Below are 12,664 nucleotides of genomic sequence, written 5' to 3' on the forward strand. Positions count from 1 at the left end.
GCCGGGGGAATGCGTGGCCTTACAGCCCCAGCGCCTGCAGGCTGCCGCGGCCTTCGCGCACCACCAGCGGGTCGTCGCCCGTGCCCATGGGCGTGAGATCGATCACGGTGGTGGGCTCCAAAGGGCAGGCGCCCGCGTCCACAATGCCATCCAGCAGCTTTTCATAGCGCGCACGGATCTCCTGCGGGTCGTTCAGCGGCTCGGTCTCGTTCGCGGGGATGAGCGTGGTGGCCAGCAGCGGTGCGCCATGCAGCTCCAGCAGCAGCTGCAGGCCCTTGCGGTCGGGCACCCGCAGGCCGATGGTCTTGCGCGATGGGTGGCTCACCCGGCGCGGGACTTCCTTGGTGGCCTCCAGGATGAAGGTGTAAGGCCCTGGCGTGCCGAGCTTGAGCAGGCGGTACTGCCGGTTGTCCACCCGCGCATAGTTGGCCAGCTCAGACAAATCGCGGCACAGCAGCGTGAGGTGGTGGCGGTCATCCACCCCGCGGATACGGCGCAGGCGATCGACCGCATCCTTGTCGTCCAGATGGCATACCAGCGCGTAGCTGGAATCCGTGGGCACGGCCATGATGCCGCCCTTTTGCAGCAGCACGGCCCCCTGTTTGAGCAGGCGCGGCTGCGGGTTGTCGGGATGAACTTCAAAGTACTGGGCCATGGCAGAAGGTTAGCGCTTTTTGCAGAGGCGGCCTGTCGGCAGCCATCCCCTGCAGGCAGCGTGATGCCGCCAGGTCAGGTGGGTGAGCGACAGACGGAGACTTTGGCATGCGGTGGGCTCTTCAATCCGCGCAGGGCCCGCTGTCGCGCGGGCGCAAGGGCTTGCCTTTCGCTCAATGGCGGATGCGGTCCTGCAGCAGTTCCCACACGGGGGTGAGTGCGCCGGGCAGCAGCGGCAGCTGGCCCAGATCGGTGTGCGATTCGTCAGGGCTGTGGAAGTCGCTGCCGCGCGATGCGGCCAGGCCGAACTCCTGCGCCATGGCAGCATAGGTCACGTATTCGGCCGCCGTGTGGCTGCCGGTCACCACCTCCACCCCGTGGCCGCCGTGCTGCTTGAACTCGGAAAACAGCGCGAATTCTTCGTTGGCCGAAAACTTGTAGCGGGCCGGGTGGGCAATGATGGCCATGCCGCCCGCCTCGGTGATCCAGCGCACGGCGTCGCCCAGCGCAGCCCAGCGGTGTTCCACATAGCCCGGCTTGCCTTCGGTGAGGTACTTGCGAAACACCTCGGGCGTGTCGCGGCAGACGCCGGTTTCCACCAGAAACCGCGCAAAGTGCGTGCGCGAGATCAGCGCCGGGTTGCCCACGAACTGCAGCGCGCCTTCGTAGGCGCCCTTGATGCCGACCTGCGCCAGCTGCTGGGCCATGTCCTTGGCGCGCTCTCCGCGGCCACCGCGCGTGGCGGCCAGGCCGGCAGCCATCTGTGCGTTGTCCGGATCAAACCCCAGGCCCACGATGTGCACCGTGGTGTTGGCAAAGGTCACCGAAATTTCGGTGCCGGTCAGGTAGGGCAGGCCCTGTGCCCGGGCCGCCTCGGCCGCCCGGTGCTGGCCGCTGATTTCGTCGTGGTCCGTCAGCGCCCACAGATCGACGCCGTTGGCCTTGGCGCGCCTGGCCAGCTCCTCGGGCGTGAGGGTTCCGTCGGACACCACAGAGTGGCAATGCAGGTCGGCGTTGAGGTAGCTGGGCACGCTGTCGATTCTACGGGGGGCGGGTTGCCCCGCACCCCAACGTGGCTGTTGCTGCGGTAACGTGGGTGACGGCGGCCACCGCCCCGCCCGCGCTTGGGCACGGGCTTGTGGGTTGCCCCTGCCCGCCTGCGGCAGCGCTTGCGCAGCGCGTTCCTGCGGTGGCATGGCGTACCATGTAAGTTATTTGTAATTAAAGGTATCTGGCCCGGTTTGTTGGCATGACCGCCGGGCTTTCGATGAGGTAAAGCATGCAACTAGACAACATCCGCGTCTCCCGAAAGCTGTGGGGCGCCTTCATTGCGCTGATGCTGGCCATGCTCGTGATTTCGGGCTTCCAGCAGTACCGGGCCAACACGTCGATGTCGGGCGCGATGGACCAGGTGGTCGAGATCGAGCAGCGCATTTCCACGGCAGTGCGCTGGCGGGGGTCCACCGAAACGGCGGTCAACATGGTCATGGGCGCCGCGGTGACCACCGATGCTGTGCTGGCTGAACAGTACGGGGCCAAGGTCAAGGAAATCATCGGCGCCATCAACAAGATCCAGGAAGGGATCATGGCCTCGGCCACCGAGCCCGAGGAAAAGGCCGCGCTCGACAAGGTGCAGGCGGAGCGCAAGATTGTTCTGGATGCCACGGCCAAGACGTGGGAGCTCAAGGCGGCTGGCGACGCCGTGGCCACCCAGCGCTTTGCCGATACCGAACTGACGCCGCTGGTGGCCCGCTACCTCAAGGCCCAGGACGACTTCGTGTCCGTGCTGCAAAAGCGGCGCGACCAGATCCGCGCTGAAGCCACCCAGCGGCGCATCGACTACGGCGTGCAGGGCCTGCTGGCCTCGGCCGCGCTGATTGCCGTGATGCTGCTGCTGGCGCGCCGCCTGGTGCGCTCCATCACCGTGCCGCTGGATGAGGCCGTGGCTACGCTCGATGCCATTGCCGCCGGCGACCTCACGCGCGAACTGCAGTCGTCCCGCAAGGACGAGTTCGGCCACATGCTGGGCGCCCTGGGCGCGATGTCCGAGCGCCTGCGCGGCGTGGTGAGCGAGGTGCGCCTGGGGGTGGATTCGGTGTCGTCGGCGTCGGTGGAAATTGCCAGCGGCAACCACGACTTGTCGGCCCGCACCGAACAGGCTGCATCCAGTCTGCAGCAGACGGCGGCCAGCATGGAAGAGCTGACCGCCACGGTGTCGCAGTCGGCCGACACGGCGCGCCAGGCCAATCAGTTGGCTGGCACTGCCGCCGAGGCCGCAGCCCGCGGCGGCGAAGTGGTGGGCCAGGTGGTGGCCAGCATGCAGCAGATCACCGACAGCTCGCGCAAGATCAACGACATCATCGGTGTCATCGACGGCATCGCCTTCCAGACCAACATCCTCGCGCTGAACGCCGCGGTGGAAGCCGCCCGCGCCGGCGAGCAGGGCCGCGGGTTTGCCGTGGTTGCCAGCGAAGTGCGCAGCCTGGCCGGCCGCAGCGCCGAGGCCGCCAAGGAGATCAAATCCCTGATCGGCGCATCGGTGCAAAACGTGGAATCGGGCTCGGCCCAGGTCGCGCAGGCCGGGCAGAGCATGGAAGAAATCGTCTCCAGCGTGCGCCGCGTGAGTGACCTCATTGGCGAGATCACCGCATCGTCTACCGAGCAGCGCGACGGCATCGCCCAGGTCAACCAGGCTGTCGCCCAGCTCGACCAGATGACGCAGCAAAACGCTGCGCTGGTCGAGGAATCCACCGCCGCCGCAGCATCCATGCGCGACCAGGCCCAGCGCCTGGCCGAAGTGGTGTCGGTGTTCAACGTGGGCGGCGTGGCGGTGCGCGCTGCGGCACCGGCCCGCGCGCCTGCCCCGCGCCCTGCACCGGCCGTGTCTTCCAGCCGGGCCGGCGCCCCAGCCCGCCAGATTGCGGGCAAACCTGCCGCCAAGGCAGGCACCGCACCCGCAGCCGCACGCCTGGCGTCAGCCCCGGCCCCGGCTTCAGCGCCCAAGCCAGCCAAGGCTGCCGGGCCTGCACCGGCCCCGGCACCACGCCCGGCAGGTGGTGAAGACGAGTGGGAGAGCTTCTGACCCTGCCGTGGGTACGTCAGGTTTGATTGCTACATTAATGATAGCTTAATGGGCAATTAAAACGGGCGCTTGAGGCCGTTTTCGGCCTGAAAGCCTTCATTCAGGCCGTTTTGATGCCCCGGGGGCCACCCGGCAGGCCTCCGGGCAGTGCGGTGGGGCGCCTCCGCGGCGTTCCCATTCGCGCCACGGCGCAGCCGCTACAGCTGTGCCCCCTCCACCAGGAACTGCACCTTGCGCTCGCCCTTCCACTCGTTCACATCGAGGCGAAAGGCCAGCAGCACGCGCTGGGGCAATTGCTCGGTGTGGCCGAACCAGATGGCATCGACCGGGTTGCCCTGGTGAATGATCTTGATCGACAGGTGGTTCTTGGCCTCGCCCACCAGGCGCTGGCTCACGATCTGCACTTCCTCGCTGAAGGTGGGCGGCGCAAATCCCTGGCCCCAGACCTCGCGGTGCAGGGTGTCCACCATGTCGGCGCGGCAGTATTCGGGGGCCAGCGGCCCGTCGGTCTCGATGCGGCGGGTGAGGGTGGAGGCGTCCAGCCATTCCTGCGCCACCTGCGCCAGTGCTTTTTCAAACACCTCGAAGCCATCGGCCGCTACGGTGCAGCCTGCGGCCATGGCATGCCCGCCAAATTTCAGGATCACGCCGGGGTGGCGCTTGGCCACCAGGTCGAGCGCATCGCGCAGGTGAAACCCGGGGATGGACCGGCCCGAGCCCTTGAGCTCGTGGGCCTTGCCCGGCGCGCTGCTGGCCGCAAACACAAAGGTGGGGCGGTGCAGCTTGTCCTTGATGCGGCTGGCCACGATGCCGACCACGCCTTCGTGAAAGTCGGGGTCGAACACGCTGATGGCGGGCGGCGGGTCTTCGTCTTCCTGGAACAGGCTCTCGGCCATCAGCATGGCCTGCTCGCGCATGCCGCCCTCGATCTCGCGGCGCTCGCGGTTGATGGTGTCGAGCTGCCCGGCCAGCTCGGCGGCGCGGCCCGCGTCGTCGGTCAGCAGGCATTCGATGCCCAGCGTCATGTCGGCCAGCCGGCCCGCGGCGTTGATGCGCGGGCCCAGGGCAAAGCCAAAGTCAAACGTGGTGGCCGCGTTGGCCTTGCGGCCCGCCGCGTGGAACAGGGCGGAAATGCCTGCGGGCATCTGCCCGGCGCGGATGCGGCGCAGGCCCTGCGCCACCAAGCGGCGGTTGTTGGCGTCGAGCCTGACCACATCGGCCACGGTGCCCAGCGCCACCAGCGTGAGCAGCGGGTCGAGCTTGGGTTGGGTGGTCAGGTCAAACAGGCCACGCGCGCGCAGTTCGGCCCGCAGCGCCAGCAGCACGTAGAACATCACGCCCACCCCGGCAATCGACTTGCTGTCGAACGTGCAGCCGGGCTGGTTGGGGTTGACGATCGCATCGGCGGCTGGCAGCTCGGGCCCGGGCAGGTGGTGGTCGGTCACCACCACCGTCAGGCCCAGCGCCTTGGCCTCGGCCACGCCATCGACGCTGGCAATGCCGTTGTCCACGGTGATCAGCACGTCGGCCCCGCGCTCCTTCACGCGCCGGGCGATGGAGGCCGTGAGGCCGTAGCCGTCGGTGATGCGGTCGGGCACCAGGTAGTCCACCTGGCGGCCGCCCAGCATGCGCAGGCCGCGCACGCCCACGGCGCAGGCGGTGGCGCCATCGCAGTCGTAGTCGGCCACGATGACCATGCGGCGGTCCTGCTGCACCGCATCGGCCAGCAGGCGCGCGGCCTCATCAATGCCTTTGAGCCCGGCGGGCGGCAGCAGCCGGGCCAGGCCGTCGTCCAGCTCGTCTTTGCCCAGCACGCCGCGCGCGGCGTACAGCCGGGCCAGCAGCGGATGCACGCCCGCCTGCTCCAGCGCCCAGGCGGCGCGGGGCGGGATGTCTCTTGCTATTATTTTCATAGCTTTCCGTGCAGATCGGAAAAGCTCTGCGGCCTGAAAAGGCTTTGAACGCGCTGCATCAGGCCGCGCGGGGCACTGCTGCCAAACGCCAGCGAGTTGCGGTCCCCGCACAGCGTGAGCTGCACCGTGGCGCCGCGCTCGGCGTGGCGCAGCAGGTCGGCCACAGGGCCGGCGTCGATAGCGACCCAGGCGGTGGCCCAGGCGCGCCAGTCTTCGTGCAGCGCGGCATCGCGCAGGCCGGTGGGCATGGCGGGCAGCGCAGGTGCAGCGTCTGTCGCAGCCCCTGCAGGCAGCACGCCCGCACCATGGACCCAGAACGAGTTGACGACCGGCAGGCCGCGTTCGCCGCGCGCGTCGTTAAAGGCATGCGTGTACAGCAGCATCTGCATCTCGCTGTGCAGCCGGTGCAGCGTGCGTGCGGCGGCGGGTTCGGTGGAGTGGGGCATCCAGGCACGCACATCGCGCAGCAGCACGCGTTCCAGCGATGCGGTGGAAAGCTGTGCAAACACATCGCCGCTGGCCAGCCAGCGCGTGGGCTGGTCGTATTGCAGGGTGATCCCGTCTTCGGCAAACCAGGGCGACACGATGGCCAGCAGCGCGCGCGAGGCCGTTTCGTCCAGGCCCAGGGCCTTGGGGTCGCGCAGGGTGACGTGGTCGGTGCTGACCTGCCACTGGCAGGGCGTGACAAAGGCCCAGGCGTGGCCATCACTAGCAGGCGCGCCCTGCTGGTGGCGATGCCACGCAGCCCAGGGGATACGGCCGTCCTCGGCGGGCAGGCCCAGCAGGCGGGCCAGCACGCGTTCGTGCGGTGGGGTGAAACTGGTTTCCTCGCCCTCGATGGGGGTGGCGCCGAATGGGGCGGGCACGGCGCCCAGCCGCGCCAGCAGCCGGTCCAGGTGGGGCAGGGCCAGGGCCTTCAGGGCTTGCTGGCATCCCTCGGAGGCGCTTGCAGCGTGGGGAATGAGCAAATGGTGGGTGTCCGACATCCCGGTATTTTGCGGGATGCCACAATCGGCGCGGCCCCCGGGGAGACATTCCGTCCTGCCCGGGCTGGCCATCCCCTTTTTCCCGATCCATGCAAATCCCCTACGAACTGGCCCTGGGCTGGCGCTACACGCGCGCTGGCCGCGCCACGCGGCGCAACGGCTTTATCTCGTTCATCTCGGGCGTGTCCATGCTGGGCATCGCGCTCGGCGTGGCTGCGCTCATCATCGTGCTCAGCGTGATGAACGGCTTTCAGAAGGAAGTGCGCGACCGCATGCTCAGCGTGGTCTCGCACATCGAGATCTTTGCGCCCCAGGGCGCGGCGCTGCCCGACCCCGCCCGCACGCTGGCCGAGGCCAAGCAGAACCCCAACGTGATCGGCGCCGCGCCCTTTGTGGCCGCGCAGGCGCTGCTGGCGCGCGGCGAGGACATGAAGGGCACGCTGGTGCGCGGCATCGACCCGGCCCTGGAAGGCGCGGTGACCGACCTGGCCGCCACCAACGAGCAGGTGCTCAACATGTTGGTGCCCGGCGAATTCCGCGTGGTGCTGGGCGGCGAGCTGGCGCGCTCGCTGGGCGTGCGGGCCGGTGATGTCATCACCCTGATCGCCCCGGCCGGGCAGGTGACGCCCGCGGGCGTGGTGCCGCGCCTCAAGCAGATGACGGTGGCGGGTACGTTTGACTCGGGCCACTATGAATACGACTCGGCCCTGGTGATGCTGCACCATGAGGACGCGCAGCGCATCTTCCGCCTAGAAGGACCCACCGGCGTGCGCCTGAAGCTCAAAGACCTGCACCAGGCCCGAGAGGTGTCGCTGGAGCTGGCGCGCACGCTCAGCGGTCAGCTGCTGATCCGCGACTGGACGCAGCAAAACCGCACCTGGTTTGCCGCCGTGCAACTCGAAAAACGCATGATGTTCATCATCCTCACGCTCATCGTGGCGGTGGCCGCGTTCAACCTCGTGAGCACGCTGGTGATGACCGTGACCGACAAGCGCGCCGACATCGCCATCCTGCGCACACTGGGCGCCAGCCCGAAAAGCATCATGGGCATCTTTGTGGTGCAGGGCGCCATGGTGGGCATCATCGGCACGTGCGTGGGCCTGCTGCTGGGCCTGGGCGTGGCGCTCAACATCGACGTGATCGTGCCCGCCATCGAGCGGGCACTCAACGCCAGCTTTTTGCCCAAGGACATTTATCTCATCAGCAAGATGCCCAGCGAGCCGCAAAGCAGCGACATCGTGCCCATCGGCGTCATCTCGCTGGTGCTGTCCTTTGTGGCCACCCTCTACCCCAGCTGGCGCGCCAGCCGCGTGAACCCCGCCGAGGCGCTTCGTTATGAGTGATTTGAACCAAGTTGTCCTGGAAGCCCAGGGCCTGACCAAGCGCTTTACCGAAGGCCGCCTGGATGTGACGGTGCTCAAGGGCGTGGACCTGCAGATCCGTGCGGGTGAGACGCTGGCCATCGTCGGTGCATCCGGCTCGGGCAAGAGCACGCTGCTGCACCTGCTGGGCGGGCTGGATGCGCCCACGGCGGGTACGGTGCGCCTCAAGGGCGAGCTGATGTCCACGCTCTCGGCCGAGCGCCAGGGGCAGTTGCGCAACCAGCACCTGGGTTTCATCTACCAGTTTCACCACCTGCTGCCCGAGTTCAGCGCGCTGGACAACGTGGCCATGCCCTTGCGCATCCGCCGCATGCCGCTGGCCGAGTGCCATGCCGAGGCCGAGCGGGTGCTCACGTCGGTGGGTTTGAAGGACCGGTTGCACCACCGGCCAGCCGAGCTGTCGGGCGGCGAGCGGCAGCGGGTGGCGATTGCGCGTGCGCTGGTCACGCGGCCTGCCTGTGTGCTGGCGGATGAGCCCACCGGCAATCTGGACCGGTCTACGGCCGATGGTGTGTTCGACCTGATGCTGCAGCTGGCGCGGGACCAGGGGACGGCGTTTGTGATGGTGACGCACGATGGGGCGCTGGCGGCGCGGTGTGATCGGGTAGTGAGGTTGGTTTCTGGGGTTTTGGGGTGATTTTGGGTTGTGGCGCTTTATTTATAAGCGCTGGATTTGATAGTGATTGAGCGGTCGGATTGGGTGCGGGCTGAGCCTGTCGAAGCCTGGCTTGTCGGTGGCTACCGCATGCTTGTGTTCAGGGCGGGAGCCGGGAGTCGCCCGGCGAGCGACTCACTTTCTTTTGCTTCGCCAAAAGAAAGTAAGCAAAGAAAAGGCGACCCTCAGTCTGCGACCCCTTCGCTTCGCTGCGGGGCAGACCTGCGCCGTGGCGGTTGCGGGGTGCGCCGCGGAACTCGCTTTGCTGCTTCGCAGCGCCGCTCGGACAGCCGCGGCGAGTCAGTTCACGAAGCAGCCGCGCACCTGCGCGACTGCCACCCCGCAACCGCCTCGGCGCAGGCGCAGCCAGAAGGGGGTGGGAGCCGAACAGCCATACGGGTCATCGCTGCGCTCGACCCGGCGTGGGCCTTGCCTGGCGCCAGCGGTGGTCACCAGCGCGAGGCGCGTGCGCCCGCGAAGTGGGGCCGAGCGAAGCAATGGCCCGAATGGATGTCCGCTCCCCATCCCCTCTGTGTGCGCCGAGGAGCGCAGGGCGTGGGGCGGCGTGTGCCGAAGGACACACGCTTCGTGGACTGACTCGCTGCGGCTGTCTGAGCGGAGCGCCGCAGGCGCGCAGCGAGTTCCGCAGCGCGCCCCACGCACGAGCACCACAGGTTGCCCCGGCGCGCGGCGCCGGGGACGCAGACAGCGGGGTCGCCCTTTCTTTGGTGACTTTCTTTCGGCGACGCGAAAGAAAGTTACTCGCCTGCCGGGCGACTCCCGGCCTCCGCCCGCAGCACAGGCATGTGGTGCTCACCGCCAAACCAGGCTGCGGCAGGCGCATCCGGAAGGGATCAGTGAGCCAAAGGCTAGTCAAGCACTGCCAAAAACATAGCATCCAAGGCAATAAATACCTGCGCTATGGGCGAAAAAGGCCCAAAAATCGCCCAGAGACGGGAGTTACCCCGCCAACAGATCACTCAAAGCCCGCGCCACCACCTTCGTCGCCCGGCGCAAATCTTCCAGATCCAGCCGCTCATCCGCCCGCTTGGCATGCGACTCCAGCACGGTGCGCGGCCCTGCGCCGTAGATCACGCCAGGGATGCCGCGCTCCACGTACAGCCGCACATCGGTGTACAGCGGCGTACCCACGGCCGGCACCGGCTCGCCGATCACGGCGGCCGCGTGCTTTTGCAGCGCTTCCACCAGGGGGGCATTTCCTGCCAGCGGTGTCATCGCATTGGCCAGCAACAGCCGCCGGATATCCACGCTGATCCCGGCACGCTCACCGGCGGCCTGCTCGATCACGCGGCGGATGGTGGCTTCCACCTCCACCGGGTTCTCCTCGGGAATCATGCGGCGGTCGAGCTTGAAGGTCACCTTGCCGGGCACCACGTTGGTGTTGGTGCCGCCCTCGATGCGGCCCACGTTCAGGTACGGGTGCTTGATGCCGGCGACGTTAGAAGTCACCTTTTTGTATGCATCGTTCTGCGCGTACAGGGCGTTAAGGATGTGCACCGCGCCCTGCAGCGCGTCCACCCCGGTGTGCGGCACGGCGGCGTGGGCCATCTTGCCGTGCACGGTCACCTCCATCTGCAGGCAGCCGTTGTGGGCGGTTACCACCTCGTAGCTGAAGCCGGCGGCAATCAGCAGGTCGGGCTTGGTGAGGCCCTTTTGCAGCAGCCAGCCGGGGCCGAGCTCGCCGCCAAATTCTTCGTCGTAGGTGAAGTGCAGTTCCACCGCGCCTTTCGTGGGCTTGGCGACAGCTTCGAGGGCCCGCACCGCAAAGGTGAAGCTGGCGAAGTCGCTCTTGCTCACTGCGGTAGCGCGGCCGTACATCTTGCCGTCCACCACCTCGGCGCCGTAGGGGTCGTGCGTCCAGCCTTCGCCTGGGGGAACCACATCGCCGTGGGCGTTCAGGGCAATCGTCTTGCCACCGGCTCCATAGGGCCGGCGCACGATCAGGTTGGTGATCGATTCCATGCCGTAGGCGTGCACCTCGGCGGTGGGCACGGCGTGCTTTTCGGCTGCGTAGCCAAACTCCTGGAGCAAGTCGGCGGTGCGTTCGGCGTGGGGCGCGTTGTTGCCGGGCGGGGTGTCGGTGGGCACGCGCACCAGGGCCTGCAAAAAGCGCACTTCCTCGTCAAAGTGCTGGTCGATCCAGGCATCGAGGGCGGAGTAATCGGTCATGGGGTTTCCTAGGCAAGCTGGCGCAGCACGTGGCTGAACGCGTCGACAGCCAGCTGGATGTCGTTGTTGGTGGTCGATTCGAGGGGGTTGTGGCTGATGCCGGCGTTCTCGCCGCGCACAAAAAGCATGGCTTGGGGCATGATTTCGTGCAGCTTCATCGCGTCGTGGCCAGCGCCGCTGGGCATGCGGTGCAGTGGCAGGCCCAGGGCATTCACGGCGCGCTCCCAGCGGTGCTGCCAGTCGGGCGCGCTGGGCGCTGCTGCGGCACGCATGGATTCTTCCACCGTGCAGCGCAGGCCGCGGCGTTCAGCAATGCGTTGCAGGCTGGCCAGCACATCGGTCGCCAGTGCGTCACGCTGGGCATTGTTGGGCGCCCGCAGATCCAGGCTGAACTGGCAGCGGCCCGGCACCACGTTGATGGAGCCACCGGGCACGTTCAGCATGCCCACGGTGCCGACCGAGTCGCCGTCGATCCGGGCGCGTTCTTCGAGGTACAGCACCAGTTCGGCCACGCCCGCTGCGGCGTCGCGCCGGCGGTCCATGGGGGTCGTGCCTGCGTGGCTGGCCATGCCGGTCATCTCGCACAGGTAGCGCACGCTGCCGTTGATGGAAGTGACCACGCCCAGGGGCAGGTCGAGCTCGTTGAGCACCGGGCCCTGTTCAATGTGGACCTCGACAAAGCCCAGGTACTGGGACGGGTCGCGCTTGAGGCGGGGGATGTCCTCGATCTTCAGGCCCGCGTGGGACATGGCGGCGCGCATGGCGATACCGTTGGCGTCCTTCTGGTCCAGCCACTGGAAATCAAAGTGGCCGGTGAGCGCGCTGGAGCCCAGGAAAGTGGCCTTGTAGCGCTGGCCTTCTTCTTCGGCAAAGGCCACCACTTCGATACCGAACGAGAGCCGCTTGCCGCTGCGATGCAGCTCCCGCACGCAGGCCATGGGCACAAAAATGCCCAGGCGGCCGTCGTACTTGCCGCCGTTGCGCACCGTGTCGTAGTGCGACCCCGTGAGCAGGCTGCGCAGGCCGGGGGCCGATGCGTGGTAGCGGCCCACCACGTTGCCCACGGCGTCGATGCCGACTTCGTCAAACCCGCATTCGAGCATGCGCTGGCGAATGTTCTCGGCGCAGGCCCGGTGGGCATCGGTAAGGTAGGTAACGGTGAGCTGGCCCTGCTCGGCGTAGCCGGGGTCGCTGTGCTGCGCCAGCGATTCATGCCAGTCCCACACGTCATTGCCCAGCGTGGGCTCGGCGCCGAACTTGTCGTTCAGCCGCAGCTCGGCAATGCGGTGGATGTTGCGCAGGGCTTCGGCACGTTCGTAGTCGGGGTGGTTGGTCAGCCGCCGTGCAAAGGTGTCGATGATCTGCTGCTTGGTCAACCCGCTGCCCCGCGGGCCGCGCACGGCCAGGATGAAGGGGAAGCCAAAGCGCGCGTTGTAGTCGGCGTTGAGCTGCTGGATGCGCTCGAACTCATCGGGCGTGCAGTGGGTCAGTCCGGCCTTGCTCTGCTCGTTGGTGGACTCTGCGGTCAGCGTGTTGCTGACCATGGCCTTGCCCGCCAGCTCCGGGTGGGCGCGTATCAGCTTGAGCTGTGCGTCGCTGCTGGCAGTGCGAACGCAGTCCGACATGGCATGTTTGAGGTGCGTGAGCGAACGCAGCGGGCGCTGCGCCAGCGCCTGCTGTGCAATCCAGGGGGAGTGTTCGTACACCCCGTCGAGCGCGCGCATGGCGTCGGCCAGGCTGGCGTTGTTGAGTTGTTCAATGGTCATTGCCATGGGGGTGCCTTGTGCCTTGTGCCTTGGGTT

At 67.5% G+C, this 12,664-nt stretch carries 9 protein-coding genes; 3 read left to right on the forward strand and 6 right to left on the reverse strand.

What is annotated here, in order from left to right; translation table 11 throughout:
* Positions 1 to 19: 19 nt before the first annotated feature.
* On the reverse strand, positions 20 to 655 hold the full coding sequence (locus ACTPOI_RS15565; protein ID WP_440110380.1) for an L-threonylcarbamoyladenylate synthase: 636 nt from the start codon (positions 653 to 655) through the stop codon (positions 20 to 22).
* A gap of 172 nt (positions 656 to 827) precedes the next feature.
* On the reverse strand, positions 828 to 1,685 hold the full coding sequence (locus ACTPOI_RS15570) for a 3',5'-nucleoside bisphosphate phosphatase (protein WP_440110382.1): 858 nt from the start codon (positions 1,683 to 1,685) through the stop codon (positions 828 to 830).
* Positions 1,686 to 1,933: 248 nt separating this feature from the next.
* Between ACTPOI_RS15570 and ACTPOI_RS15575 the strand changes: the two genes are divergently transcribed.
* Positions 1,934 to 3,736 (forward strand): methyl-accepting chemotaxis protein, encoded by a 1,803-nt coding sequence (locus ACTPOI_RS15575; RefSeq protein WP_440110384.1) that lies wholly within the window; start codon positions 1,934 to 1,936, stop codon positions 3,734 to 3,736.
* Positions 3,737 to 3,933: 197 nt separating this feature from the next.
* Here the strand turns inward: ACTPOI_RS15575 and recJ are convergent, their stop codons facing one another.
* The gene (gene recJ / locus ACTPOI_RS15580) at positions 3,934 to 5,649 is read right to left on the reverse strand and encodes a single-stranded-DNA-specific exonuclease RecJ (protein WP_440110386.1); all 1,716 of its coding nucleotides are present in this window, start codon (positions 5,647 to 5,649) and stop codon (positions 3,934 to 3,936) included.
* Positions 5,646 to 6,635: a phosphoglycerate mutase gene (locus ACTPOI_RS15585; protein WP_440110388.1), complete on the reverse strand. Its 990-nt coding sequence runs from the start codon at positions 6,633 to 6,635 to the stop codon at positions 5,646 to 5,648. The genes recJ and ACTPOI_RS15585 overlap by 4 nt, the downstream gene beginning before the upstream one ends.
* A gap of 89 nt (positions 6,636 to 6,724) precedes the next feature.
* Here ACTPOI_RS15585 and ACTPOI_RS15590 point away from each other — a divergent pair, with 89 nt between their 5' ends.
* Together ACTPOI_RS15590 and lolD are read left to right on the forward strand one after the other, a co-directional pair.
* Entirely contained in the window at positions 6,725 to 7,978 is a 1,254-nt protein-coding gene (locus ACTPOI_RS15590) for a lipoprotein-releasing ABC transporter permease subunit (RefSeq protein WP_440110390.1), read from the forward strand.
* Positions 7,971 to 8,654, forward strand: a complete 684-nt coding sequence (lolD, locus tag ACTPOI_RS15595) for a lipoprotein-releasing ABC transporter ATP-binding protein LolD (RefSeq protein WP_440110392.1) — start codon at positions 7,971 to 7,973, stop codon at positions 8,652 to 8,654. Before ACTPOI_RS15590 ends, lolD begins: the two co-directional genes overlap by 8 nt.
* 978 nt (positions 8,655 to 9,632) lie before the next feature.
* Here lolD and ACTPOI_RS15600 read toward each other — a convergent pair.
* Together ACTPOI_RS15600 and uraD are read right to left on the reverse strand one after the other, a co-directional pair.
* Entirely contained in the window at positions 9,633 to 10,862 is a 1,230-nt protein-coding gene (locus tag ACTPOI_RS15600; protein ID WP_440110394.1) for a M20 family metallopeptidase, read from the reverse strand.
* 8 nt (positions 10,863 to 10,870) lie between these two features.
* A complete protein-coding gene (uraD, locus tag ACTPOI_RS15605) occupies positions 10,871 to 12,634 on the reverse strand; it encodes a 2-oxo-4-hydroxy-4-carboxy-5-ureidoimidazoline decarboxylase (protein ID WP_440110396.1) in 1,764 nt (587 codons plus the stop codon).
* Between the last annotated feature and the right edge of the window lie 30 nt (positions 12,635 to 12,664).

The organism is Acidovorax sp. BL-A-41-H1, from assembly GCF_051942715.1.